General features: G+C 40.1%; 27 protein-coding genes and 1 pseudogene. 13 read left to right on the top strand and 15 right to left on the bottom strand.

The features are described from left to right. Positions 1–118: 118 nt before the first annotated feature. The 3 genes from HGD76_RS01175 to HGD76_RS01165 form a co-directional block, all read right to left on the bottom strand. Complete coding sequence (locus tag HGD76_RS01175) at positions 119–1,954, bottom strand: ABC transporter ATP-binding protein (protein ID WP_168694726.1); 1,836 nt, start codon at positions 1,952–1,954, stop codon at positions 119–121. Between the two features lie 130 nt (positions 1,955–2,084). Next, positions 2,085–3,125 carry an aliphatic sulfonate ABC transporter substrate-binding protein gene (locus tag HGD76_RS01170; protein ID WP_168697323.1) on the bottom strand — a complete coding sequence of 347 codons (1,041 nt, stop codon included), beginning with the start codon at positions 3,123–3,125 and terminating at the stop codon, positions 2,085–2,087. 127 nt (positions 3,126–3,252) lie between these two features. After that, on the bottom strand, positions 3,253–4,251 hold the full coding sequence (locus tag HGD76_RS01165; RefSeq protein ID WP_168697322.1) for an aldo/keto reductase: 999 nt from the start codon (positions 4,249–4,251) through the stop codon (positions 3,253–3,255). Positions 4,252–4,278: 27 nt separating this feature from the next. On the opposite strand from HGD76_RS01165, the gene HGD76_RS01160 reads away from it, so the two are divergent. After that, positions 4,279–5,079 carry a sulfite exporter TauE/SafE family protein gene (locus HGD76_RS01160; protein ID WP_233467000.1) on the top strand — a complete coding sequence of 267 codons (801 nt, stop codon included), beginning with the start codon at positions 4,279–4,281 and terminating at the stop codon, positions 5,077–5,079. 59 nt (positions 5,080–5,138) lie between these two features. On the opposite strand, the gene HGD76_RS01155 is transcribed toward HGD76_RS01160, so the two are convergent. From HGD76_RS01155 to HGD76_RS01145, 3 genes are all read right to left on the bottom strand, one after another. Beyond that, positions 5,139–6,677, bottom strand: a complete 1,539-nt coding sequence (locus HGD76_RS01155; RefSeq protein WP_168694725.1) for an amidohydrolase family protein — start codon at positions 6,675–6,677, stop codon at positions 5,139–5,141. 271 nt (positions 6,678–6,948) lie between these two features. After that, positions 6,949–8,313: an LLM class flavin-dependent oxidoreductase gene (locus HGD76_RS01150; RefSeq protein ID WP_168694724.1), complete on the bottom strand. Its 1,365-nt coding sequence runs from the start codon at positions 8,311–8,313 to the stop codon at positions 6,949–6,951. Positions 8,314–8,420: 107 nt separating this feature from the next. Next, entirely contained in the window at positions 8,421–9,764 is a 1,344-nt protein-coding gene (locus HGD76_RS01145) for an LLM class flavin-dependent oxidoreductase (protein ID WP_053540166.1), read from the bottom strand. Positions 9,765–10,170: 406 nt separating this feature from the next. Between HGD76_RS01145 and HGD76_RS01140 the strand changes: the two genes are divergently transcribed. From HGD76_RS01140 to HGD76_RS01125, 4 genes are all read left to right on the top strand, one after another. After that, a complete protein-coding gene (locus tag HGD76_RS01140; protein ID WP_257720877.1) occupies positions 10,171–10,338 on the top strand; it encodes a PLP-dependent transferase in 168 nt (55 codons plus the stop codon). A 412-nt stretch (positions 10,339–10,750) separates the two neighbouring features. After that, a complete protein-coding gene (locus HGD76_RS01135; protein ID WP_168694723.1) occupies positions 10,751–11,113 on the top strand; it encodes a four-helix bundle copper-binding protein in 363 nt (120 codons plus the stop codon). A 355-nt stretch (positions 11,114–11,468) separates the two neighbouring features. Then, on the top strand, positions 11,469–11,741 hold the full coding sequence (locus HGD76_RS01130; protein ID WP_015213494.1) for an AbrB/MazE/SpoVT family DNA-binding domain-containing protein: 273 nt from the start codon (positions 11,469–11,471) through the stop codon (positions 11,739–11,741). Continuing rightward, positions 11,734–12,135, top strand: a complete 402-nt coding sequence (locus HGD76_RS01125; RefSeq protein WP_148762087.1) for a type II toxin-antitoxin system VapC family toxin — start codon at positions 11,734–11,736, stop codon at positions 12,133–12,135. The genes HGD76_RS01130 and HGD76_RS01125 overlap by 8 nt, the downstream gene beginning before the upstream one ends. On the opposite strand, the gene HGD76_RS01120 is transcribed toward HGD76_RS01125, so the two are convergent. Both HGD76_RS01120 and HGD76_RS01115 read right to left on the bottom strand, forming a co-directional pair. After that, positions 12,132–12,500 carry a hypothetical protein gene (locus tag HGD76_RS01120; protein ID WP_148762089.1) on the bottom strand — a complete coding sequence of 123 codons (369 nt, stop codon included), beginning with the start codon at positions 12,498–12,500 and terminating at the stop codon, positions 12,132–12,134. The genes HGD76_RS01125 and HGD76_RS01120 overlap by 4 nt on opposite strands. 65 nt (positions 12,501–12,565) lie before the next feature. Then, positions 12,566–12,871 carry a hypothetical protein gene (locus HGD76_RS01115; protein WP_168694722.1) on the bottom strand — a complete coding sequence of 102 codons (306 nt, stop codon included), beginning with the start codon at positions 12,869–12,871 and terminating at the stop codon, positions 12,566–12,568. 442 nt (positions 12,872–13,313) lie between these two features. On the opposite strand from HGD76_RS01115, the gene HGD76_RS01110 reads away from it, so the two are divergent. Both HGD76_RS01110 and HGD76_RS01105 read left to right on the top strand, forming a co-directional pair. Further along, positions 13,314–13,580, top strand: coding sequence for a prevent-host-death family protein (locus HGD76_RS01110; RefSeq protein ID WP_168694721.1), 267 nt, complete (start codon positions 13,314–13,316; stop codon positions 13,578–13,580). Beyond that, positions 13,577–13,891: a type II toxin-antitoxin system RelE/ParE family toxin gene (locus HGD76_RS01105; protein WP_168694720.1), complete on the top strand. Its 315-nt coding sequence runs from the start codon at positions 13,577–13,579 to the stop codon at positions 13,889–13,891. Before HGD76_RS01110 ends, HGD76_RS01105 begins: the two co-directional genes overlap by 4 nt. 256 nt (positions 13,892–14,147) lie before the next feature. Here HGD76_RS01105 and HGD76_RS26365 read toward each other — a convergent pair. Further along, positions 14,148–14,444 (bottom strand): annotated as a pseudogene (locus HGD76_RS26365) (ISAzo13 family transposase); the annotation flags it as partial. A gap of 75 nt (positions 14,445–14,519) precedes the next feature. On the opposite strand from HGD76_RS26365, the gene HGD76_RS01095 reads away from it, so the two are divergent. Together HGD76_RS01095 and HGD76_RS01090 are read left to right on the top strand one after the other, a co-directional pair. Beyond that, the gene (locus tag HGD76_RS01095) at positions 14,520–15,770 is read left to right on the top strand and encodes a pyridoxal-phosphate dependent enzyme (protein ID WP_168694719.1); all 1,251 of its coding nucleotides are present in this window, start codon (positions 14,520–14,522) and stop codon (positions 15,768–15,770) included. Positions 15,771–15,909: 139 nt separating this feature from the next. After that, on the top strand, positions 15,910–16,200 hold the full coding sequence (locus HGD76_RS01090; protein ID WP_233466998.1) for a formylglycine-generating enzyme family protein: 291 nt from the start codon (positions 15,910–15,912) through the stop codon (positions 16,198–16,200). A gap of 193 nt (positions 16,201–16,393) precedes the next feature. Here the strand turns inward: HGD76_RS01090 and HGD76_RS01085 are convergent, their stop codons facing one another. From HGD76_RS01085 to HGD76_RS24755, 5 genes are all read right to left on the bottom strand, one after another. Beyond that, positions 16,394–16,651 carry a hypothetical protein gene (locus tag HGD76_RS01085; protein WP_148766022.1) on the bottom strand — a complete coding sequence of 86 codons (258 nt, stop codon included), beginning with the start codon at positions 16,649–16,651 and terminating at the stop codon, positions 16,394–16,396. A gap of 157 nt (positions 16,652–16,808) precedes the next feature. Continuing rightward, on the bottom strand, positions 16,809–17,957 hold the full coding sequence (locus HGD76_RS01080) for an acyl-CoA dehydrogenase family protein (protein WP_233466997.1): 1,149 nt from the start codon (positions 17,955–17,957) through the stop codon (positions 16,809–16,811). Between the two features lie 13 nt (positions 17,958–17,970). Beyond that, a complete protein-coding gene (locus HGD76_RS01075; protein ID WP_168694718.1) occupies positions 17,971–18,732 on the bottom strand; it encodes a class II aldolase/adducin family protein in 762 nt (253 codons plus the stop codon). Positions 18,733–18,745: 13 nt separating this feature from the next. Continuing rightward, on the bottom strand, positions 18,746–19,390 hold the full coding sequence (locus HGD76_RS01070) for a cysteine dioxygenase family protein (protein ID WP_168694717.1): 645 nt from the start codon (positions 19,388–19,390) through the stop codon (positions 18,746–18,748). A gap of 13 nt (positions 19,391–19,403) precedes the next feature. Next, a complete protein-coding gene (locus tag HGD76_RS24755) occupies positions 19,404–19,583 on the bottom strand; it encodes a hypothetical protein (RefSeq protein ID WP_210967692.1) in 180 nt (59 codons plus the stop codon). 250 nt (positions 19,584–19,833) lie between these two features. On the opposite strand from HGD76_RS24755, the gene HGD76_RS01060 reads away from it, so the two are divergent. The 3 genes from HGD76_RS01060 (at position 19,834) to HGD76_RS01050 (ending at position 22,437) form a co-directional block, all read left to right on the top strand. Next, entirely contained in the window at positions 19,834–20,886 is a 1,053-nt protein-coding gene (locus HGD76_RS01060; RefSeq protein ID WP_233466996.1) for an MBL fold metallo-hydrolase, read from the top strand. Positions 20,887–21,135: 249 nt separating this feature from the next. Continuing rightward, complete coding sequence (locus HGD76_RS01055) at positions 21,136–22,095, top strand: sulfurtransferase (RefSeq protein ID WP_168694716.1); 960 nt, start codon at positions 21,136–21,138, stop codon at positions 22,093–22,095. Positions 22,096–22,278: 183 nt separating this feature from the next. Then, entirely contained in the window at positions 22,279–22,437 is a 159-nt protein-coding gene (locus HGD76_RS01050) for a hypothetical protein (protein ID WP_168694715.1), read from the top strand. Between the two features lie 186 nt (positions 22,438–22,623). Here HGD76_RS01050 and HGD76_RS01045 read toward each other — a convergent pair whose 3' ends face one another. Further along, entirely contained in the window at positions 22,624–23,490 is an 867-nt protein-coding gene (locus tag HGD76_RS01045) for a CmcJ/NvfI family oxidoreductase (RefSeq protein ID WP_168694714.1), read from the bottom strand. A 492-nt stretch (positions 23,491–23,982) separates the two neighbouring features. On the opposite strand from HGD76_RS01045, the gene HGD76_RS01040 reads away from it, so the two are divergent. Continuing rightward, on the top strand, positions 23,983–24,951 hold the full coding sequence (locus tag HGD76_RS01040; RefSeq protein ID WP_168694713.1) for a TauD/TfdA dioxygenase family protein: 969 nt from the start codon (positions 23,983–23,985) through the stop codon (positions 24,949–24,951). Positions 24,952–25,118 lie beyond the last annotated feature (167 nt).

Here is a 25,118-nt window from a genome sequence, read left to right as displayed (position 1 = left end):
ATCAGCCAAAATAGGTGCATTTTTCCTTATCGGATTTGGAAAATTGAGGATATCCATATAGCTAAAACTGTTCCCAGTTAAGAGTTCCCTGCCTTCACAGACAACTTATTCAGCTCTGTCAACTGTCACTTGCTATAGCTGCTACTGGCAAAAATCCACCGGCTTGCATTTGCCATAATCTGTGATAAGCTCCACCCTTAGCCAATAGTTTAGAGTGTGTACCATCTTCAATGATGCGACCTTGATCAAACACCAAAATCCGGTCTAAATGAGCGATAGTGGATAAACGATGGGCTACTACAATAACTGTTTTTCCATTCATTGCTGAATCCAGAGTATCTTGAATGGCTTTTTCGGTAATGGAATCAAGGCTAGAAGTGGCTTCATCTAAGATTAAGATGGGTGCATTTTTGAGGATAACACGGGCGATAGCAATTCTTTGTCTTTGTCCCCCAGAGAGTTTAACACCGCGTTCACCCACCAAAGAATCATAACCCTCCGTCATTTGGACAATAAAATCGTCAGCATAGGCTTTCCGTGCTGCTTCTATCAATTCCGCCTGTGATGCTTCTAAACGTCCGTAGAGAATATTTTCTAATAAAGTCCGATGGAACAGAGAAGGATCTTGAGGAATCAAACTAATTTGCGAATGTAGGGCTTCCTGAGTCATATCTTTGATATCCACCCCATCAATCAATATTTGTCCCGATTGAGGGTCAAATAAACGCAAAATCAGATTGACAAAAGTAGATTTCCCAGAACCGGAAAAACCCACTAATCCGACGCGCTCTCCTGGTTGAATGGTGACAGAAAGATTAGTGAATACAGTCTTTTCTGATGAGTAACTGAAATGCACCTGCCGAAACTCAATACTACCTTTAGTGATGGCGTGATTTATAGCATTATCCCGATCAGTAATTTCATGGGGTTGAATGATAGTATTCACACCATTAGCTACATTACCAATATGTTCAAAAAACTCTAGAAACCGTTTGCTTAAATTGCGGGCTTCACTAATGATTAAAAGTGACAAACTGGTGGCAACAACAAAGTCAGCCGCAGCTATTTTTCCTTGACTCCACAGAGAAAGTGAGTAATATAGAGTACCAATTTTCAGAATTGCTGCTGAAATAAACTGAAACCAGCGAATTCGTTCAGAATACCAGTTAGATTTTCTCACCTCCCTGAGTTCGCGTTTTAATTGGTCATTCAAATAGCGGCGTTCAAAACCCAAACGGGCAAAAAGTCTACTACTAGTAAGATTTGTCACAGAATCTACAATAATACCTGTAGTTTCACTTCTAGCAGCGGCGGCTTTCCGTGCATATATTCGACAACGAGTCGCCAACCAGAAGGAAATACTGATAAACAAAACTGCCCAAATCCCCACAAATGCCGCTAGGGGAGGATAGGCGCGATAGAGTAGAATTGTGGAGACTATATAAACGATAATTACTGGCATAAATTCCGTAATCATCATTTGCATCGTTTGGGTAACACCCAGGGAAGTTTCCGCAATGCGATGGGCTAACGCACCAGCAAAACTACTGCTGAGATAACGATGGGAATGCTGCTGTAAATAGGCATATAGCGATCGCACAATATGCTGTCTGTGGATGGGATGGAGAATAGTTTGTAACAGTCCAGCGGAACGCCCAAATACCACCTCACCTATACTCAAGGACGTAAACAGAATCAAGGGTTGTCTCAAAATATCAAAAATCAGTTTACTGTCCCCCGTGGAGTGTCGTGTCACACTGCGAATCATTTCACCAATCGCATAAGGTAACATAATTCCACAGGTGGCGTGGGCGATTTCCAGAAGCACCATTAACACATACCACCAGCGAAACTGATTCACAAAATAACAAATAAATAGGAAAGGAGTATCTGGTAATTCGGGCGCATTGGGAGCGCGTTGAAAAGATTTAGAAAGTCTGATTTTTTTAGTCATGGAAGTAAGTTGTTCTGTCAAATAAAAATAGTCGGCAACATAAACCGACCAAGGGCATAAGTAATTAACAAGTAAAAATTATTAAAAAGCAGGTTTAATTTGCTTTTTTAACGCCCTGCTGTAATATTTCCTAAACCATAATTTCTGGTGGTGTGATTGCAGCATATAAATCAGGCGAAAGTAAGGCTTCCTGAATATTAATTTTTTTAGGAATCACTCCCTCTTGAAAGAACAAATCGGCCACGCGTTGTTGTTCAGCAATTAGGGCAGGGCTGAGTCCTCTGCGTCCGGCAAAAGTACGACGAGACATCACTTTTGCGACTACATCTTCATCGAGTTTTTGTTCAGTAATCATCAATTTAGCTACTTCATCTCGATTTTTTTCTGCCCATTGATCGAGAGCATGAAGTTCCTCAATAATAATTTTGAGCAAGCCAGGATTATCTTCGGCAAATTGTCTATCAGCAATATAGTAACCACCAGGAGAATCTAGCCCTACAGAATCTCTAAGAACTCGAATTCGACCCATTTTTTGAGCGATCGCATAGTGGGGATCTCCTGTCATCCAAACGGGAATTCTCCCTTCCAAAAACGCAGCCCGCGCCTCAATAGTCGGTATACTTTTGATTTTAATATCCTTGATAGTTAAGCCAATTGACTGCAAGGCTCTAAGAATAAAATAGTGGGATGCCGAGCCTTTTTGAAAATATACTTCTTGCCCTTTAATATCCTCAAACTTCTTCAGTGGAGATTCCGGTGGTACGGCAATAACACTACTTTTTCCCGTGGTTGCGGTTCTTTGTGTACCCACAACATAAACAAGATTTGAACCAGCTACTTGAGCAAAAATTGGTGGTGTTTCTCCCACTGATCCCACATCAATTTTGCCAACACGCATCCCTTCCATGAGTTGAGGTCCTTGGGCAAATTGCGCCCATTCCACCTTAATTCCCAACGGCTCTAAGCGTTTCTCTAAAACTTTGCGATTTCTGAATAGATCCCCTGCACTCTGATACCCCATGCGGAGAACCTTAGTTTTGATATCCAAGGAACTGGGACTTTTTACCAAATTCTGTTGGCTTTGGTCTCTACAACTTCCTAACAGATATGCCATAGAAAATCCACATAGACTTGATGTGGCAAAATTGAGAAAACGACGGCGTTTAATCATAACTTTTTTATCCATGAGATATTGCTGATTTAAATAACTTTTGGTGGTCATCTACAGAAAATTTAAGCTTTGAGATAGTGACTACCAATTCCAAAACTTAGATTTGGAAAAGGCTTAATGTTCGGTTCTAACGCACAGCATCTCCCCGACGATATTCGGCGGTAATGTCATCTAGTTTTTGTTTCAAATTGTCGTCAAGTTTGACTTCCACAGCCTTGAGACTGTCAAAAAGTTGTTCTGGACGACTAGCACCAATGATAGGGGCTGTAATAATCGGATTAGCCAGAACCCAAGCTACTGCTAGACTAGTCAGGGATAATCCCGCCAAATCTGCCACTGTGCGTAATTGTTCCACAGTATTAAATTCGCGGTCATGCCAATAACGGTCTTGATAACGCTCTGCGGCTGCACCCAAAGTAAAACGAGTACCTGATGTTGGACCTTCAGCCAGATTATGTTTACCTGTCAGCAGTCCCCCTGCTAAGGGATTGTAGGGAATTACAGCCAGTCCTTCTTCTTGCGCTAGGGGTAATAATTCTCGCTCAATTTCCCGGAATAAGAGATTATAGCGGGGTTGAATGGAGACAAAGCGAGTCAAATGACGGACATCTGCACGACCCAAAGCGCGGGCTAATCGGTAAGCTAAGAAGTTGGAAACTCCGATATAGCGGACTTTACCAGCACGAACTATTGTATCGAGTGCTTCTAGGGTTTCATCCAGAGGAGTTGAAGCATCATCAGAATGCAATTGATACAGGTCAACATAATCAGTTCCCAGTCGTCTGAGGGAAGCATCAATAGCATCTAAGATATGTTTGCGTGAAGATCCCTGGTCCCAAGGTGCAGGACCAACTTTACCGACGGCCTTAGTAGCAATGATAAAATGTTCTCGTTTGCCTTTTAACCAACGGCCAATAATTTCCTCAGTCCTTCCAGCAGTGGGTAGTCCACCACCAAGGGGATAAACATCAGCCGTATCGAGAAAGTTGATTCCAGCTTCGGCTGCGGTATCGAGGATTTTTATAGATGTTTCTTCATCTGTTTGTAGTCCGAAGGTCATTGTACCGAGAACGAGCCGAGAAACGGTGAGTCCGGTTTGACCGAGTTTGGTGGTTGGTAAAGTTATAGAATTGCTCATAATCTAGTTTTTGTTATGGGTGTGAAAATTTTGATGCGGAATATTTGGGCGTTTGCTTGGGGTGCTTTGGTTGGAATTCTTGGGGGATTAATTGGTTTAGGTGGTGCAGAATTTCGCCTACCAGTTTTAGTTAGCATTTTTAACTATCGAACTTTACAAGCAATTATTATTAATCTCATGGTGAGTCTCGTTACTGTCACTTTTTCTTTCATTTTTCGGAGTGGCATTATTGGTCTTGAGAATGTTTTCTCAAACCTGACAGTAATCATTAATATTTTGGCAGGTTCTCTGATTGGTTCTTATGTTGGAGTTAACTATGCCACCAAAATCAACGAAAAAACTTTAAATCGAGTTGTTGTTGTTTTTCTATTTTTTCTCAGCTTTGTATTAATTGGACATAATTTTATTTTCAGTCTTCAAAGTTGGCAACTTCCAAATTTACTAAGAATAGGTATCGCGTTTGTAGCGGGAATTGTGATTGGTATATTCAGCAGTATGCTTGGTGTCGCAGGCGGTGAGTTGATTATCCCGACAATTATTATGGTGTTTGCAATTGACATCAAATTAGCAGGAAGTTTGAGTCTGGCAATCAGCATTCCCACAATCATTATGGGTCTATACAAATACAAAAGTCAGCAACGATTAAAAGAAGTAAAATCAGAACAAGGATTCATTGTTTCAATGGCATCTGGTTCAATATTGGGAGCATTTATTGGCAGTAGTCTTTTGAGGTATGTAGCAAGTTCTTCCTTATATGTAATTTTGGGTATCATTCTCTTGTTGTCGGCGTTGAAGTTGGCAAAACATAAGCATTAGGAAATGAATGTAGAGACGTTATATATAACGTCTCTATGGCTACAACATTACAAAGTCATTTACACACTTACCAAAGTTTTGTTCTCTACTTGAGATTCGGTCTTAGGTAGTTTGGATTCTACTGCTGTATCTTTGAAGAAATCGGGGTTAGCTTGGGTGTAGAATTTATGAGGATTGCCGAATACATAAGCCTTGAAGTCATCTTCAGAAATCACGCCTTCTCTTACCAAATCCCAGCTTTCCGCTAAAGGTGCGGTGAGATCGGGTACATCCCAGTGACCAACATCGGAGGAGTAAATGGCATTAAGCTTGACTCCCAAGGGGTTGGCTTTGTCGTTGAATGCGGCTGCAATGGTACGATCATCAGATTCAGAACCAAAGAAGAAACTGTTCACCCAAAGATCGCGTATATCTTCAATTGACTGAATACCTGCTGCACCAAAATCTTCCAACTCACTACCCACAGGTGAACGACTGTGACGGTTGAAGGAAGCTCCCAATACACTCTTAGTTAATTCTTCTTTGCTGAGGGAATGTCCTTGAGTAATTTCTCCACCATACTGTGCAAATAACTCAAACAACTCATCAGGATTAGCTAAATCTGGGTTGTAGTTTTGCAGTCCTTCTAAACTCCGTTTGGAGAAACGATCCACTAAATGAATGTAGACGTGAGCGCCCCAATCTGCACCACCTTCTAGCATCCCAACACGCAATTGTGGGAAGCGTCTAGTTACACCACCAAAAAACAAGGCTTTGGCAAACGCTTGTGAACCATCAGCAAAGTGACCGATGTGGTTGTTCATGTAGTTACTAATGGAGGAGCGTCCAGTCCATCCTTGGCTACCGTAATGAGTGGTGAGAGGTACGCCTAATTCGACGGCTTTAGCCCAGAAGGGATCATAGTCGTATTCACTATCTAGACCGAAAAAGTCAATGTAAGAGGCATATTTGCCAATTTCGGGGAATTGATCGGCAGGATATTTATCTGCGATCGCTTTAATTGGACGTTTCACACCACCAGGAATATTTGCAACTTTCAAACCTAGTGTATTTACCGCAAATTCTAACTCTTCAATCGCTTCTTGGGGAGTAGTCATGGGGATACCAGCTACTACTGTCAGGCGATCGCTATATGGGCGGTAAATATCAGCATGATAATGATTAATCGCCCGTTGCAATAATTGACGGTTCTCCTTACTTGCACCAGCCGCAGCTAAGGCATTATTAGGAAATAGTACAGAATAGTCTGAGCCTTGCTCCGCTTGACGTTCATAGAGTAATGCGGGGAGAGTATAGGTAGCCAAATCTAAGGTATTACGGGTAACTCTAGCCCACCAAGGCGATCGAATTGTGCGGTTGTTCTGACGTTCTTCTGGAGTTTGTTGATACCAGTCTTTACCTTCAGTCTTGGAATTGAGACGGGAGGATTCAGCTTTGCGTAATTCATCTACCAGCTTCACACCGCCGTAGTGAGCAATATAATCCTCAAGAGCAGGAGTAAAGTCATTAGTGTGAACATCAGTATCAATGACAGGATAATCAAGATTGGCTCTGACTGCGGCGGAGGGGGAGCTTTTCAATTTGCTATATTTAGTCATATTTTCCTTAGAAAAGTTACAAGACAACTTAGATCCCTGACTTCTCAAACAATTGCAGAATCTAAAAGTTATGAATTTTCAAGAAATCGGGAATCTGTGGGAGATTGTGCTGTTGATTTTGACTTGAGTGTTGAACGTGAGATTCTTGTCTTTTAGACAAGCCTAACTTTCCGATAGTCTGCATAGACTCCGGTAGGCTTTTAACGTCTGTGCTGACGGGATGGTTTAGATCCCCGACTTCTCAAAGAAGTCGGGGATCTGTAGGAATCATTTACACAAATGCCAACGTTTTTTCCTGTTGTTGAACAGCAAAACGATTAACTGGACGACGTAAACCAAGGTTTTCACGCAAGGTACTACCCTCATATTCAGTACGAAAGAGTCCGCGTTTTTGCAGAACAGGAACGACTAAATTCACAAACTCATCCAATCCTGTAGGTAGGATCGGTGGCATAATATTAAAACCATCCGCCGCACCATTGATAAACCATTCTTCTAATTGATCAGCGATGGCTTCAGGAGTACCCAAAATGGTACGATGACCCCGTGCGGTCGCCAAAGAACGATATAACTCACGCAGTGTGAGAGTGCCACGAGTAGCTAAATCCTTAACCAGTTTCAGACGACTCTTGTTATTGTTGGTATCAGTGGGTAATTCAGGAGCTATATCATCTAAAGAATATTTAGACAAATCCACACCTTTGTAATAGTTAGCTAAAATTCCCCAAGCTACATCAGGATGAATTAAAGATTGCAAAAACTCATATTTTTCCTGAGCTTCTTCTTCGGTACGCCCTATAATGGGGAAAGCACCAGGCATGATTTTAAGATCATCGGGGGAACGTCCATATTTCGCCAACCGCCCTTTAACATCCGCGTAAAATTCCTGAGCATCGGCTAAAGTTTGATTAGCAGTGAAAATTACCTCAGCAGTGCGTGCCGCTAAATCTCTTCCTGGTTCAGAAGCACCAGCTTGGACAATGACAGGATAACCTTGGGGTGGACGAGCAACATTTAAAGGACCTCTAACAGCAAAATGTTTGCCCTTGTGATTCAATGTATGCAGTTTGTCCGCATCAAAATAAACACCAGATTCTCTATCTTTGATAAAGGCATCATCCTCCCAACTATCCCACAATCCTTGCACCACTTCCACAAACTCTTCAGCCCGTTCATAACGTTGGCTGTGTTCTGGATGATGTTCCAGTCCAAAATTAGCCGCCGCATTCTCATTACCTGTGGTGACTACATTCCATCCTGCACGGCCGTTACTTAAATGGTCTAGGGAAGCAAACTTCCGTGCCAATGTGTAAGGATCTTCGTAGGTAGTGGAAGCAGTGGAAATAAAACCGATGTTTTTGGTAACGGAGGATAAAGCCGAAAATAGAGTAACAGGCTCAAAATGAGCCATTTTCCCATTACGAATTTGAGTTTCAGGAGAACCACCCCAAACGCCTGGACTATCTGCTAGAAAAACAGCATCAAATAACCCCCGTTCCGCAGTTTGAGTAATTTCCTTGTAATGCTCAAAATTCAAACCTGCATCTATTTGTGTATTGGGGTGTCGCCAAGCAGAAATATGATGACCAGTAGCTTGAATAAATGCACCTAATCGAAACTGACGTTTTGCGCTCATATATTTTTATCTTTGTATGGTGTAATTGCAAATTGGCTCAACCTGAGATTTAAAATCTAAAACTTTGCGCCTTTGCTCCTTTGCGTCTCTGGGCGAAACCCAATTATTTAAACTGCTGCTAATACCTTTTGATATTGATTAACTGGACGAGATAAACCCAGATTTTCACGCAGAGTTGTTCCTTCATACTCAGTGCGGAACAATCCCCGCCGTTGTAATTCAGGAATTACTAAATCAACAAAATCATCTAGTCCACCAGGAAGATAAGGAGGCATAATGTTGAAGCCGTCAGCAGCATCATTGACAAACCAGCTTTCCAGTTGATCTGCAATTTGTACTGGTGTACCGATAATTGTCCAATGACCACGCGCTCCCGCAATCCATTGATAAAGTTCACGAATGGTAAAATTGTGTTTACGAGCAATATCAATTAATAATGCTTGGCGGCTTTTGTTATCATTGGTTTCTGGTAAATCTGGCAGTGGTTCATCAAGGGGATAAGAGGAAAGATCCGTGCCTATAAGTCCCTGTAATAAAGCCAAACCAACCTGGGGATGAATTAAATCTTGCAGTTCTTGATACTTGGCTTTTGCTTCTGCCTCTGTGATACCAACTACGGGAAAGACACCGGGCATAACTTTGAGTTGGTCTGGTGTGCGTCCATATTTTGCTAATCTACCTTTAACATCTGCATAGAAGGCTTGAGCATCTTCTAGAGTTTGTTGAGCAGTAAATATAACTTCGGCGGTTCTACCAGCCAGTTCTTTTCCATCTTCAGAAGAACCTGCTTGGACAATTACAGGATAACCTTGGGGCGGACGGGCAATATTCAATGGTCCGCGCACGGAGAAGAATCTGCCTTTATGGTTCAGTTCATGTATTTTATTAGGGTCGTAGTAAAAAGCTGTTTCCTGATCACGAACAAAAGCGTCGTCTTCCCAACTATCCCACAAACCTTTGACTACATCAATAAATTCATGGGCGCGAATATAGCGATCTGCGTGAATAGGATGGTTTTCCAAACCGAAATTACCGGCTGTTTCACTACTACCAGTTGTGACTACATTCCAGCCTGCTCTTCCTCCAGAAATATGATCTAAGGAAGCAAATTTGCGTGCGAGAATATACGGATCTTCATAAGTAGTAGAGGCAGTGGCAATAAAACCAATCTTTTCTGTCACCGCAGACAAGGCTGAGAAGAGGGTGACAGGTTCAAAGTCACCACCAAAGGCTGTGCGTCCTTCCGCACCACGCCGTTGTTGTAAGGCTAAACCGTCGGCGAGAAAAAATGCGTCGAATTTACCGCGCTCGGCTGTCTGGGCTATCTGCTTATAATGCTCAAAATTGAGAGCGCCATTACTCCGTGCTTGGGGATGTCGCCAAGCTGCAACGTGCTGACCTGCTCCGGGTAAAAATGCACCTAGTCTTAGTTGTTTTTGTTGTTTGCCCATATCAGACTCCAAGTAATATTTTTTACTAAATGAATATAGGATGATAATGATTTTCTGGGATAGCAGTTGTCAGTTATGCCACTGTAACTGCTGCATATTTAGTTATTAGCAAAGCTTTTTCAACTCCTTAGCCATAGCTGTACGCATTAGCGTTAGTGGTGGGTTATTAATAAACTACTGTATCTCGACTGATTTATCGTACATTAATAGTAGAATCTCACAACTCTCATGAAAAAGCAAGTACCTTTTAAGAAAAAATTGATTAACTAAATTTGTTAGCAGCTAATTGTTAGATATTCTAAGTATTTGATGACTCTACAGTGTGCAGTGTGTACGACCGCTCAATTTGAATACAGCGTATAGTTCAAATGCACTATTTAACTACTGAGTGCAAATACAGTAGAGTTTGGGAGGTGTTGAATCACTTCTTTGCTATCCTGCCAAAATGACTCATGGTTCACTTCCAGAACCAGAAAGACTTAAACGGGGTATTAAGGATAATTTGGTCAGGTTGTCAGTCGGAATTGAGCATTATCTAGATTTGCAAGCTGATTTAGAAAATTCTCTATCTTGATAATCAGCAATAAGATAGAGAGAAAAAAGGCAGAAGTGTATTAGTAAAAGTTAATAATTTCTGCTTTTATAGAAAAAATTAACGCTGTTTTTTGTCTTATATTAAGAAATAATAAATATCAATATTTTCTAATAAATCAATATGTATAGATATATCTAATTGAAAAGCTGATAACTTTACTGAATCAAAAATTTTAAAATAAAGTTTGTAACCCTTATTTAATCAGAACTTCATCAAAAAAATATCATTAATTTATCTAGCAATGCTACACAAACTCCGACAATTCTATCGGAATTATCAATTTTAATTTAGAGTTGCATACCCATTGATTTTTGAAAAACTTTTAATTAGCGTTGTAATTAGTCCGGCTCAGGACTGAAGATACATATCAAAAAATCAAGGAGTATTTAGTATGATGATGATGATGACTAAATCTATGACTAATGAAATGCAAATATGCGTGAACGCTTGCATGGAATGTCATAAAATGTGCCTAGAAACCATGACTTACTGTATGACTAAAGGTGGTAAGTACATGGATATAACCATGATGACAATGCTGCGAGATTGTGCAGAAATGTGCATGATGTGTACAAATATGATGATGGCTGGTTCTGAGTTCAGCGATCGCACTTGTATGTTATGTGCGGAAATGTGCGATCGCTGTGCAATAACCTGCGAAAAAATGAGCGATGATAGCAAGATGATGGAATGTGCTGCTGCTTGCCGTAGATGTGCAGAATCGTGCAAATCCATGCAAATGATGCCTGTTTAATTATTTTTTACTTGCAGAAGTTTATCTGCGACCCAATGGTCAAACGCTTAGGCTATAATCAGTCTGGGCGTTTGTAGCTTTGGTGGAAATCAACAAAACTATATATACTAAATTCACTAATGAATTTAATTTGATATTTGATTCTGTATATAAAGCACAGTCTGTAACTATTAGACTATCAACTTCTAGTTATTTCTGGTAATTAAATATTCTTCTTTAGGTTATCTTTTAGGTAGTTCTGGTATTGATACTCGAAGAGTGTTAGGAGTAGGAACTGCACAAGGTAATTTTGCCGAGAAAGGCTTTTATTTTTGCTAAACTAGAATATAGGTACAAAAAAAGGGAATACCAAGCTATGACACTTGCTAATTCATCAATTCCTCAACACTATACACTTGATATTGAACCGGAAGGGCGTTTAACTTTACCCCAAGAAATCCAAGAAATACTCAATTTAGAATCTGGAGACAGATTAATTTTAACTCTGGAAGATAACGGAAAACTCCAATTAGTCAGCCTCAAACAACAAGTTAAAAAATTAAGAGGTTTATTAAAAGATAAATCACCTGATAGAAACTTGGTTGATGAACTTATCCAGGAACGCAGACAGGAGTATTTAAGTGAATAAATCTGTGTTAGATGCTTCTGCCTTTTTAGCTTATCTTAGAGATGAACCAGGAGCAGAAATTGTAGAAAATGCGTTGATTGATGGATGCTATATCAGTATTATTAATTGGGTAGAGGTATTATCAAAAGTTGTTGATTTAGGAGAATCACCAGACGAAATTATTAAACGATTGAGAGATGAAGGATTATTAGAAAATAGTCTAGAAATTATTGCTTGCAATGAGGAAGATGCTATAACTATAGCTAAATTTCGACCTTTAACTAAAAGTGCAGGATTATCATTAGGAGATCGTGCTTGTCTTGCTTTAGGTAAACGATTGAATTTGCCTGTATTAACAGCAGATAAAGTCTGGACTAGTTTATCTCTGGGAATTACTATTACTTTGATTCGTTAAAGTTCATCATCATTTGACAAATACTTTTTAACATTTTCTGATTGATAATTTCGTTCATAGCTGTCTCGGTAAATTGATGCAAAATCAAGAAACTCCAGAACAGCAGGTTCTTCCATCCAGGGCTTGTTATATATGTGCATAATCCAATTACATAAACTAGAATCATCAATAATTTGATCGAAGTCAACATCATAATTATGTTTTTTATGACGCATTACATTTAACTTTGGTAAATAATTCCAGTATTCAAGATTAGCAAGAAACTCTTTAATATCATTGTCTACTTGTGCATTAAACTCTTGCGCGGTGTATATTCTAGGAGGTTTTTTTTCAGAGTTTTCTGATATTTTTCCGCCAATTCTCATAATCTTTTCCTTGGTTACTGAATTATTTGGAGTAAAAATTTGTAGTTTTAACGCACCCTGCTTGCTTAAAGTATCAAATCTTCTGGATTTAAGGAAATCAAATGGTTTTTTACTTTATTAAGCAAGTTTGTATTTAATGGATCTCCAAGAGGAATATTACCTTTTATAAAGTGAATAGTTATAGCTACGTTGGAATAACGGTTAACTATTCCTGCTGCCATCATTCTTCTATAGTCATATTTTCTAATAAAAATGTCGCAATCATTGCCAAATTCAGATACTAATTTATCAAAATAAGGTTGAAACTTTTTTTCTATCCCGATAAGATTACTTGACTTGTAGGGAATATCACTCATAAATTCACCAATCATAAAATATTAGCATTTTGGTTTATCACGTTAAATTGTAACACTTTATACAAAAGTTGATCATTTAGTGATCACTTAAAGCAGCAAATGGTTTTCTTAAAAAAGATGATTTTCAGCAGTATAGCAAATTTTTTGACCAAATCAAAGGTAGTAATGTAGGAATTTCCTTTGGACAATCAGCAATTAAATCAGCCTTGTGAGTTTCCAACTCTTCCTTACTTCCATAGCCATAAGTCACACCAATTGAAGCAATATTATTTTTCTTAGCCCCATTAGCCCCAATGATATCATGAGAGCGATCTGCTTACAGGAGCGTTTCGAGATTCCTACGGAGCGCTTCGCGATCGCACTTTCTACACAGTTATCGAACGCTTACCATATTCCTTACACGATCACAGCAAAGATATCACTATAATAGAAACATCAATCTTCACAGTTAACTGTAATGACTATCAAAGAGTTACTCTTACAAGAAATTGACAACACCCCCAACGAACTCCTAGAGGATCTGCTGAGTTTTTTACAATCACTGAAAACAACCCAAAAACAGCCTCTAAGTACATATCAAGAACTCTTAGAACGAATTGATTACTTAGAAACAATAGTAGGTATTCGTAAAGGACTAGATGAATTTAAGCAAGGTGAAGGAATACCAGCAGATCAAGCATTAGCAACCCTAAAAAACAAATTTAATATTCCTCCTCGCTCATGAATTACCAAGTTATTATTCAACCTACAGCTTTTCAAGAAATCGAAACTGCTTATCGTTGGACGTGCGATAATCTGAGTCCTGAAGTAGCAAACAATTGGTACTATGAACTTGAAGATGCTATAGCATCATTACAAAAATTTCCTAATCGCTGTATGATAGCACCAGAAGCAAAAGTAATTGGTGGTGAAGTTCGTCAACTCTGGATTGGAAAACAAAGAAAATATCGAGTTTTGTTTGTAGTCGAAGAAGATGTTATCGCCATTCTTCATGTTCGTCATAGTCGCCAATCTTATTTAAGTGAAGAGTCATAATGATGTTTATTAGCCATAGCATAATCTTCTGTAAGTATCGCTTTTAATAATGATCAGAGTTGAGCGATCAAATCAAAGGCAGCAATGTAGGAATTTCATCTGGATAATCAGCAATTAAATCAGCTTTGTGAATTTCCAATTCTTCCCTAGTTCCATAGCCATAAGTTACACCAATTGAAGCAATATTGTTTTTCTTAGCTCCGATGATATCATGAGAGCGATCTGCTTGCAGCAGCGCTTCGCTATCGCCTACCATAACAAAGGATTTCATATCCAATAATAAGTTTGGTAATTTTGTTTCTACCCCCTTACGTCCACTCCGGTCAAAACCATCAATTATCGGCTGACCACTCTCCAATTCCTGCATCCCTTTCCTGATGGTACGTCTATTCCATCCTAACTCTCGTTCTACTAAAGTCTGTCCACCTATTCCCAATCCTTTAACTACTTCTGCCATGAATTGTCTTCGATCGCTTCCCTTGAGTTTTTTGGCTGTTCTTATGTACAGATATTTTAGGTTCTCCGTTAGTTCAATGATAGATTTTGGACGCATTAGGTTAGCTGCACACTGAAATTATCTTCTCTCATTATAGGATCAATCATTCTGTGGAGTTCTCTAATTCTCACCATGCCAGATACTATGAGCTTAGAACGGCGAGCGATGCTCAAAGCCTACGGCGCACAGTTGGAACTAACTCCGGGTATTGAAGGGATGATAGGAGCTATCCGACGGGCAGAAGAAATTGTTGCCTCCCTCCCCCATGCCTTTATCCCCCAACAATTCGTTAATCCTGCCAATCCGAAAATTCACCGAGAGACAACAGCCGAGGAACTTTGGGCAGATACCGATGGAGAAATTGACATTGTGGTGTCTGGTGTTGGTACTGGAGGCACAATTACCGGGATAGCAGAAGTCATCAAGCCCCGTAAACCCAGTTTTCAAGCTATTGCTGTCGAACCGTCCGCTAGTCATGTCTTGACTGGTGGTTCGCCAGGGGGGCATCAAGTTCAAGGGATAGGCGCTGGGTTTATTCCCAAAGTGCTGCGCTTGGAACTGATTGATGAAGTGATTTCTGTCACCGATGAAGATGCGATCGCCTTCAGTCGCTGTTTAGCTACAGAAGAAGGATTACTATCGGGCATTTCTTCTGGAGCAGCCTTGTGGGCAGCGATTCAGGTGGGTAAACGTCCAGAGAATGCCGGGAAATTTCCGGCTGTGATTGTGGTACAGGAAATTTTCGGGGTGAATATTCATATTCGGGAAGTAACAGAGAGATTAGCACAACAAGGATATGTTGCGATCGCTCCTGCTATCTTCCAACGCCAAGCGCCCGGTTTTGAGGCTAAATACACCCCTGAAGATATTCAATTAGGCAGACAATACAAAGAACAGACCAAAGCCGAGGAAATATTAAGCGATATTCAGTCCACAATTGCTTATCTAAAAACCCTGCCTAACGTTAATGCTGATGCGATGCCTGCGGCGAGCGAAGCTATCGCATCTATTGGTTTTTGCTTTGGTGGACACATTGTTTATTTAGCAGCCACTCTCCCAGAAATTAAAGCTACAGCCTCTTTCTACGGTGGCGGTATTCCTAACTCTACTCCCGGTGGTGGTGAACCGACAATTACTCATACCCCAGATATCAAAGGGACTCTTTACGCCTTTTTTGGGACTGAAGATCAAGGCATTCCTCCAGAACAAACAGAACAAGTTGAAGCAGAGTTACAAAAACACAACATTCCTCACCAAGTTTTTCGCTATCCTGCTGAACACGGATTTTTCTGCAACCATCGAGCTAGTTACAACGCCGAAGCTGCTGCTGATGCTTGGCTCAAAGTTAAAGAACTATTTCACAAACAACTACAAACAGTGTAAATATCATGACTTATGGTGACATATTTCACATACTCACTTATGCCTTGCGGCACGCTTGCGCGAACAGGTGAGTGTGGGCTTCTCAACGACTCCTAATCCGGACATTGATTGAGCTTTAAGACCGTGTGTCCCACGGTTCTTGATATTTACAGATGTAGGTAGTTTTCCTCCTAATGCTTTTGGTTTATACGATATGCACGGGAATATTTGGGAATGGTGTCAAGACGATTGGCATAATAATTATATAGATGCGCCTAAAGATGACAGTGTTTGGACAAGTCAAAGCGGTAATATTAAGATACTGCTTGGTGGTTCGTGGAGCAACAATCCTGGGAATTGCCGTTCTGCTTCTCGCGACACCGACGACCTCGATGACTACAACTACACTGTTGGTTTTCGGGTTGTATGTAGTGGTGCGGCGAGGACTTAGTAGCCCTTTGTACTCTTGCACTTTTGCTCTTTGCTCTTATTTTCTTTACCCTTCAAAGCGTAGTGGAACGGAGCGATCTAAAAAATTTTATTTGAAAAAGCGGTTACTCCCGGTTCGCGCATTTTTTTGGAGATAAAGAGGTGGAAAGAGGTTCAGGTATCCAGAAATATTCTACATTAGGTAGGCAGTAAAGTCAAATCAATCTTTTCTTAGTTTTGTTAGCGATAGCTTTTACAGAAAAGAAATTTAGTTTGCCCAAAAACCCAAACAGGTTAAAATTCCGTTTTATAACCCCCTCACGATGAGGTAATTCTTGTGGCTGTAATTCCCATATATCAACTATTTCCTGTTCTTTTTCATCTAATAATTGGCAAGGAAGTAGTAGTTGAGAATGATGCCCAATTAACCAAGGCTCTCCATTTAGTAATTCTCTTTCTATTTGATCAAACATAAAATCACCTCCAACAATTTTCCTATTTTGTGTGAATCTTAAATTAAAAACTTATGAATCTTGGTATCTAATTGATGGAATAATAATTACCAGAATGTTTATTTTTGATATTTTTAACTTTTAAGGCTTAATGCCGACTTACCCAACGACGTGAAAACTACATCATTTTGGGGTGTATGAACCCGACTACAAAGAACATCTCGATAATGTCTTTCCAGCGGATTTTTTTAGATAAACCTGGATTACCAATCAGTTGCAAACCAATTTCTACGGATCGAATGGCATTACTTGTTGCCAAATATTTTACTGTTTGTGCGTGCAAACTAATATTCGAGTCATATTCACCTTGATCAATGTCTTTTGTGAGACTGTAAATTAGGCGATGGTTGGCATATAGTAAGGCTTCAATTTCACCAACAGATGCTTGAAAGTGTGGTAAACTTGCTAAACTTGTACCTAGATTGCTAGGCGAGCGCTCATTCAAATATTTAACTAACCAATTCCGTGCTGCTGTTGATACCCCTTGATACAAAGCACTTAAAAATAAACTCCCACCTGCCAGCATTAAGGGATCAGGTTTTGACTCAGCCTTGACAGGATGCACATCTAAGGCATACTCTAGGGGAATGCAGACATTCTCTAAAATCAGGTCGTGACTGCCTGTAGCTCTCATTCCCAAATGATCCCAAGTTTCCACAATCTTCACCCCTGGAATGTAACGGGGTACTAAAAAACTCCCTACTTGCGCTTCTTCATCATCTGTCCGCGCCCAAACTACAAAGTAACGCAAAATTGGGCTACCAGTAGTGTATTGTTTATGACCTGTTATTGACCAACCATCGGATGTCCGTTTGGCGATGGTTGCAGGTAATCCTCCCCTGGCTGGTGTACCTAATTCTGGCTCTACACGGGCAGCATTGAGCAAAGCTATACCTTCCACAGATTCTCGACACAGCCTTTCATAGATAGAGGAATGCCAGCGTCGGTGTCTAGCAGCGTTAGCGTGTTGTAGGTAGTGCATTGTCAGCACCAAAGCAGTAGAAGCATCTCCACTGGCTATCTTTTCAATCACTTGACAGGCTGTAGTGTACCCTACCGCCAAGCCACCAAACTCCACTGGTATAGTTAGACTCAATAATTGTGCTTTGTGCAGCGCCTCAAAGTTTTCAAAGGGAAAGGAACTATTGCGATCGTAGATGGAGGCACGGGTGGCAAAATCAGCCGCAAGAGTATCAACTTTCGCCAAAATATCGGAGAAAGATGTTGTTGTAGTTGAGGGTGTTTCTAAAACAAGTGATTTTGACATTGAGGTTTTCTCACTACTCTAAGAAATCTGGTTCTTCCCGCAAAATTCGGTCATAAAGTGGTTGAAAGCTAAACCAACCAGCGGCAGGTGTTCCCACTTGACCATGGGTAAAAGCTGCGGTTTCATGGTCTATGGAGATGGGTTTACCTGCTGCTTCTGCGAGGAGTTGGGCTTGAGCGGATCTTTCAAAAGAAATATACCAAAAAGCAGCCTCATCTACCGTCTGTCCCACTGTCAAAAAGCCATGATTCCGCAGGATGACAGCTTTTTTATCTCCCAAAGATTCGCCAATTCTTTTACCCTCAGAAGTATCTAAAACCACTCCTTTATAGTCATTAAATAGAGCATGATCTTGATAGAAAATGCAAGCATCTTGAGTTAGAGGATCAAGCAGACGACCCAAACTTGACCAAGCTTTCCCATGCAGGGAATGAGCATGAGCGGCTGCAACTATATCAGGTCGGGCTTCATGAACTTGTGAATGAATGGCAAAGGCCGCGCGATTGACAGGAGCATCACCTTTGACAATTTCGCCTTCGCTATTGACTAAAAGCAAGTCAGAAACACGGATGTGACCAAAGTATTTGCCCAAGGGATTCACCCAAAAATGGTCGGTGAACTCAGGATCACGGGCGGTAATGTGGCCTGCTATTCCTTCACTAAAGCCGAAACGACCAAATAGCCGAAATGCAGCCGCAAGGCGTTGTTTGCGGTGGAGTCGTTCTTCTTCAACTGTTTGAAAGACTGGGGGTTGCGGTCTAGTAAAATTAGGCATGATTTTTTCTTTCTTATTTTACAAGTACATTAGAATATCCAGAGCGAAAAGCTCGCACACTATTGTTTTCGGGCTGATAATGATGTCGCCAAATACTGCCAGTATCATTGCCCATGACATGAATTGAGATGGATGGAGAGAATACTGTAGTGGCTTTGACGGAGTGAATATCATTGTCTGGAGGTAATAAATGGTAAATATCACCTTTTTTCACTTGATATGTTCCTACAATTTCCAGTTGGGCTTGTCCTTCTATTTCACCGCTATCTACACGCCGATAAACTATTTCTTCCTGTTTACCTTGGTATAAACCCACTAATCCCCAAGATAAATGATCGTGGACAGGTGTGGTTTCATGGGGAGGAATTACCAAACTAAAGATAGTGAGGGTGCGATCTTGGGAACGATACAATAACCATTGTCCAATTCCACTACCTAAACCACTGCTCAGATTAGACTGGGCAAAATGTTTTGGCAACCAATTCTCTTTTTTCAATAGTGCTGCAAAGTCAGGTTCTAGGGCTTTCAGGGTTTGGGCGCGGTTATGAGTGGTGCTAGAGATAATTTCTTTAGCAATACCTACAAACTCACGTAGATCAGGACTATCCACAAACCATTCGTCTGTTGATAAAGATTCAATAAAAGTTGTTTGAGTCATAATTTGGGTTTCCTCAAGCGGCGGTTGCGGTTTGTCGTTCTTCTCGTTCTACTTGTTGACGGACTAAAGGAATTACATCTCGACCATAGGAGATTGCATGTTCCACAGGTTCTCCCCAAAAGGCATATACATTACTATGGTTAATTAGGGTTTGCAGGGCTTGGGGAAGTTCCGAAAGGGTGATTTGTGTCATAGTGGTTTTTGGGGCGGGAGGATGAGAATTTGCTGTATATATATTGTATAAGAGAGATTTTTATTGCTAATTGTATAATACAAACTACGATAACTTTATCAAGTAAATGTAGTTTATAGATAAATTCAGAGTATCATATATTTCATCCGAAACCAAGTCTTCTGTGCTTTTAGCTGAATTAGAAATAATTTTGGATTGGTAGATAGACTTGATTAAATTAGCGTTATTACATATTTAAATTGACATTGCCATGACTTCTAGTTTTTTGACTACTCATACTTCAACTACCATCGCTATTGAGGCAGATGGCACGGTTTCTTCACTGCTTTATACCTTGGGAACACCGCGCAAAGGGGACTTGTGGGAAACTATAGCTGTTCCAGAACTACGGGGACAGGCACAGGCATTATCCCAGGAGTTATTGCAATCCCTACCATTGCGTGTGCGTCCTCTTCCTGCTATATTGAGCGAGCGGACTTCAGAAATACTCCAGTCAAACTTTCTATTTCGCAAATTTTTTGACCATCAAACCAGTAGCTATACTTACCTCATTGCTGATCAACAACTAGGAGATGCTATTTTGGTTGATCCTGTATTAGAGCAAGTTGATCGTGATTTAGAATCATTAGAGGAACTGGGATTAAAGCTGCGCTACTGTCTAGAAACCCATCTCCATGCTGATCACATTACAGGGGCGGGTAAACTTAGGCAACAAACAGGCTGTCAGGTGATCGTTCCTAAAAATCCTGCGGTAACAAAAGCTGATCGTTCTCTTGTTGGTGGGGAAATTTTAGAGGTAGGATCAGTAATTATTGAAGCAATTTTCACACCAGGACACAGTGCCAGTCACATAGCCTATTTAGTGAATAAAACCCATCTGTTAACTGGTGATGCCTTATTTATTCGTGGTTGTGGACGCACAGATTTTCAGGGAGGTGATCCGGGAACTCTCTATGATGTGGTGACAGAACGCCTATTCACCTTACCAGATGATACTTTTGTATATCCTGCCCATGACTACAAAGGGCGTACAGTTTCCACAATTGGTGAGGAAAAACGTCTCAACCCCAGATTTAGCCGCAGCCGTAGTCAATTTATCACTATTATGAATAATCTCAAATTAAGTTATCCCCAACAGATGAATACAGCAGTACCGGCAAATGAATACTGTGGTGATTTTATCCCCCAAGATAGCTTAAATCTCTCGACAACTTCGGCAAAAGATGAAGAACAAAAACAAATAGAACTCACAGTTACAGCAAATACAGATATCTACAATGATTACTTTGCTATGTATATTTAGAACAAAAAACCAGAAAGTTTTCCTTGAATGAGATACATCATCGAAGTGATCTACGTCATTCCATCATAAGCATAAGAAAATTTGATACTTAAAATAACTTTATTGCTTGTATTCTGTTTTTAAACATGACATAATTCTTCATATTAACTACTGTTAATCCATCGGGTTACAGGACTTTAAGCCAAAAATACGGATCAATTTTGGAAATAATTGACACAAAATTTTTATTGAATAAATGGAAGCATGAACATGAATTTTAAAAATTTCTCCTTGAGAAAGTTCAAAAAACCTCAAATATTTGCTTTAGTAGCAGTATTTTTCGCCTTTTTGGTGAGTATTCCCCTATTACCTTTACCAGCATTATCAAATAATACTCGCGCTAATATTCAGTTCGTTTCACCAAATTGGGTAGCGGAAAATGCCAAAGATCCGAATCTGCGAATCTTGGATGTACGTAATTTTCCCCTCGACTATATAGAAGGACATCTTCCTAACGCTATAAACGTTGCTGACACTGTTTTTAGAGGACCAAAACCTGGTTTACCGGTACAGTATTGGAATACTCAAAAATTAGGACAAATCTTTGCCAGTTCAGGATTAACAAATAACACTCGTGTACTTGTATATTCAGATGGTAGAGATGTTTTAGGCGCAACAATGGTTGCTTATCTACTAGAACGTTCTGGAGTGAAAAATATTGCTGTATTAGATGGTGGTTATGCAGGTTACAAAGCTGCTGGAAATGTCACCAAAGAATTTCCTAAATATTCAGTTGGTAAGTTCACAGTTCAGGATAACCCCTCAATTCGTGTAACCTTAAATGATGTTAGAAAACTCATAAATAAACCAGGAGTTACCTTTATTGATCCCAGACCAGAAAAATTGTTCCGGGGTGAAGAAGATATTTGGATACGCAACGGACATATCCCTGGTGCGCGGAATATCCCTTGGGTAACATTTACCGATGGGAAAAATCCTCACAAACTCAAGTCATTAGATGAGATTAAGCAAATTTTAGCAGATAAAAAAATTACTCCTGCCAATGATGTTATTGTTTCTTGCAGCACTGGAAGAGAAGCAACATTACAATATGTCGTCTTAAAGCATCTGCTGGGATATCCTAAAGTGAGAATTTATGAAGGTTCTTGGACAGAATATAGCACTCAAAAAGACTTACCAGTAGAAACTGGACCAGAAAGAGCCGTCTAAAATCAGTATTAATAGAACTTAGATCCCCGACTTCTGTTTTGATGGTGTCAAAAAATTATAACTAATGGCAAGAAGTCGGGGATTTTATCCAAGCTTTTGTTAAACCAAGTAAATTATTAAATTTTTTCTATTGGTAATATAAAATAGTAGTAGTGTTTACAGTTAACATTCAAAAATAAACAGATGAAATATACAATTTTGTTAATTACTGCCTCAATTTTTATCTTTAGTCCAATATTTGTATTTGCACAAAACAATCTAAAACAAGATAACTTAATCAGTTGTAGAAGGAGTAAAGACGCACCTCCAGATGATTATAAAGGCGATCGCTCAGGTGCTTAAGTAAGTTGGCGTTAAAAATTGTCGTTATGACAACGGAATCGGGAACAGATAAGAGGTTTTGGGTTTAAACCGCACTACATTTAGGTATCTTGTTGTTTAAAGTTGGTGGAGCTTCCACAATGAAGAAAAGCTCCAACTTTAATCGCTACAACGCTTTAACCACTTGAAAGTGTGTGCAATTCTCAACTACGCAGGATAAAAAACGAATGTCCGCAACTCAATACTTTGCCTTGGTGGTGCATCTGTTGGGCTAGTTGGATCTGCAAATGCTGTATGGGCTGCAAAACGGGCAATTCCATCTTCTGCGGAATCGAAACATTTGATAAATAAAGCTTCATCCCTTTGCATTTGTGGAAAATAGTACCACTTATGTTCTGGATTGTAAGTAACTGCGTAGGTTTCACCAATGCGATTGCGGTACACTAAATCACCAGCTACTAAGTCTGTTGGGGCAATACTTTGAGCATCACACACAGCCAATGGTGACTCTTGAATTATATCTGCAATCGCCCGCCAAATATTGATAATTGCAAAACGTTGTTGTAACAACTCTTCAATATTCTCTACCCCCCGTGCTTCTAACTCTTTACGCGCACGAGCATAGCCAGATTTAGCCGTGAAATCATTGTGTACACGCTTCACAGGCTCTTTAATACTATTTTCACTCGGTTTTGACTCTTGAGCATTACGCAAAGTATGGTCAAATATTACCACCTGAGTTGCCCCTGTTACCTCTTTTAATAATTGCTCCGCTTCCAGATAGTAAACATTCCGTAACTCATCTTCATCATAGAAGTTGCGGACTTTCGTACGATGCTCAGTCAGAGCAAAACCTTCTCTATCCAAAGATAGATTTTCTACAATAGATCGAGCATTGCGTATGGGTAAACTTTGCGGCTGATAAATCCCATTCTGTCTAGGAATACCTGCTGGTGGTTCATAAGTATAGTTAACAGGTTTTTCTGCCATTGGCACTAAGTAATGAAGATTAGCCTCAACATAAGGCAGTTCCTCAACAATCGGTTTGTCTAGAACTTGAGTATTTAAACTCATAGATTACATCCTTGATTAACTAACAATTGCACTAATGAATATTTGCGCGATCAATAAAGTACGGTTTATCGGTCAAGTTATCGTAATTTAGTTTATTATACAAACTTTCCTCCCCAGTTAACCTTAGCAATCCAAAAAATATGTAGCACTAATTATTTGATGACCTAATTAATATAGTCAAGTGTCACACTAAACATCTGGTGTAGGGTGCGTCAGATATCAAAAATCCGTTTTTTACCAAATTATCAGGTCTGACGCACCCTCCTAATGTGCAAGTTACGTAAATCCTCAATTTCTGGATTATTTTTACATAATATAATCATATTGATTATGTTTTTCATATATGTAAATTTTATAATACTGTAAATTGATAGATTTACAGTAGATTTAGTGTAGAATAATAATTAGTTACAATCGCCTCCTCTGGTATGTGTCCATCAACACATACCAAAAAAGCAAAACAGCCCTCATGGATTAAGTAGAGAATTCATAATGAGCAACAAATATATTGAAGTCAAACAAGTAGCTGGTTTTATTGGTGCAGAAATCAGCGGTGTAGACCTTTCACAAACCCTACACGATGATGCAGTCAAAGAAATTCGTGAAGCATTATTGAAGTGGAAAGTAATATTCTTCCGAGGTCAGAATATTGATCATGCAGCCCAGATTGCCTTTACCGGTCGCTTCGGAGAAGTCACTTATGCACACCCCCACGAAGATGAGCCAATCGAAGGTTTCTCCCAAATCCTCCCCATTGACCGCAGCCGCTATGAGCGTCGTAATGGCTTGCGTCGTTCTAGCTACGAAAGTCGCTGGCACACCGATGTAACCGCAGCTATTAATCCACCTGCGGCTTCAATTTTGCGAGCGGTTAACGTTCCCAGTTTTGGTGGTGATACCCAGTGGACTAATTTGGTTGCAGCCTACGAAGGTTTATCAGCCCCTCTGCGTGCCTTAGCAGACACATTAAAAGCCGAACATCGGTTTAATGCCCGGTTGAATATACCTAGCGACAGCAAACTTGCCCAACGCATTGCTGCCAATCCCATAGTTTCCATTCACCCAGTAGTGAGAGTGCATCCAGAAACAGGAGAACGCGCATTGTACGTGAACCCCGGCTTTACTTCTCATATTCTTGATGTGTCTCGACAAGAAAGCGACCTATTGCTGGAATTGTTCTTTAATCAAATTACCAAACCTGCTTACACCACCCGCTTCCGTTGGAATAACGGTGACATAGCATTCTGGGACAACCGTGCAACCTCACATTTAGCTCCCCAGGACTTGGATCATGTAGAAGTAGAGCGTGTATTGTATCGCACCACCATCACCGGAGATATTCCCGTTGGGGTAGATGGTTTCCGTTCCCAAGTCGTTGAAGGTGAGGTGTTTAACAGCGAATTACCAACCGTCTTGAAAGAGAGATCCGAAAAATTGGTAGCAGAACCAGTGCTTTCCTAAGCTAGAAAATTGTAAACTGGGCTGTGGTTATATTCTGCAACCCGGTTTACATCAATACACATTGCGTAGGCTTAAGTAGAGTCTAATTTCCCCTTTGAATATATATTTAGATATACTAACTATTAGTCCAACATATATTTTTTCGTCTAAGGGCTTGAATTTTTTTT

This window comes from Dolichospermum flos-aquae CCAP 1403/13F, assembly GCF_012516395.1.
In the GTDB taxonomy this organism is placed as follows: domain Bacteria; phylum Cyanobacteriota; class Cyanobacteriia; order Cyanobacteriales; family Nostocaceae; genus Dolichospermum; species Dolichospermum lemmermannii.
This window is presented reverse-complemented; position numbering and strand designations above follow the sequence as displayed.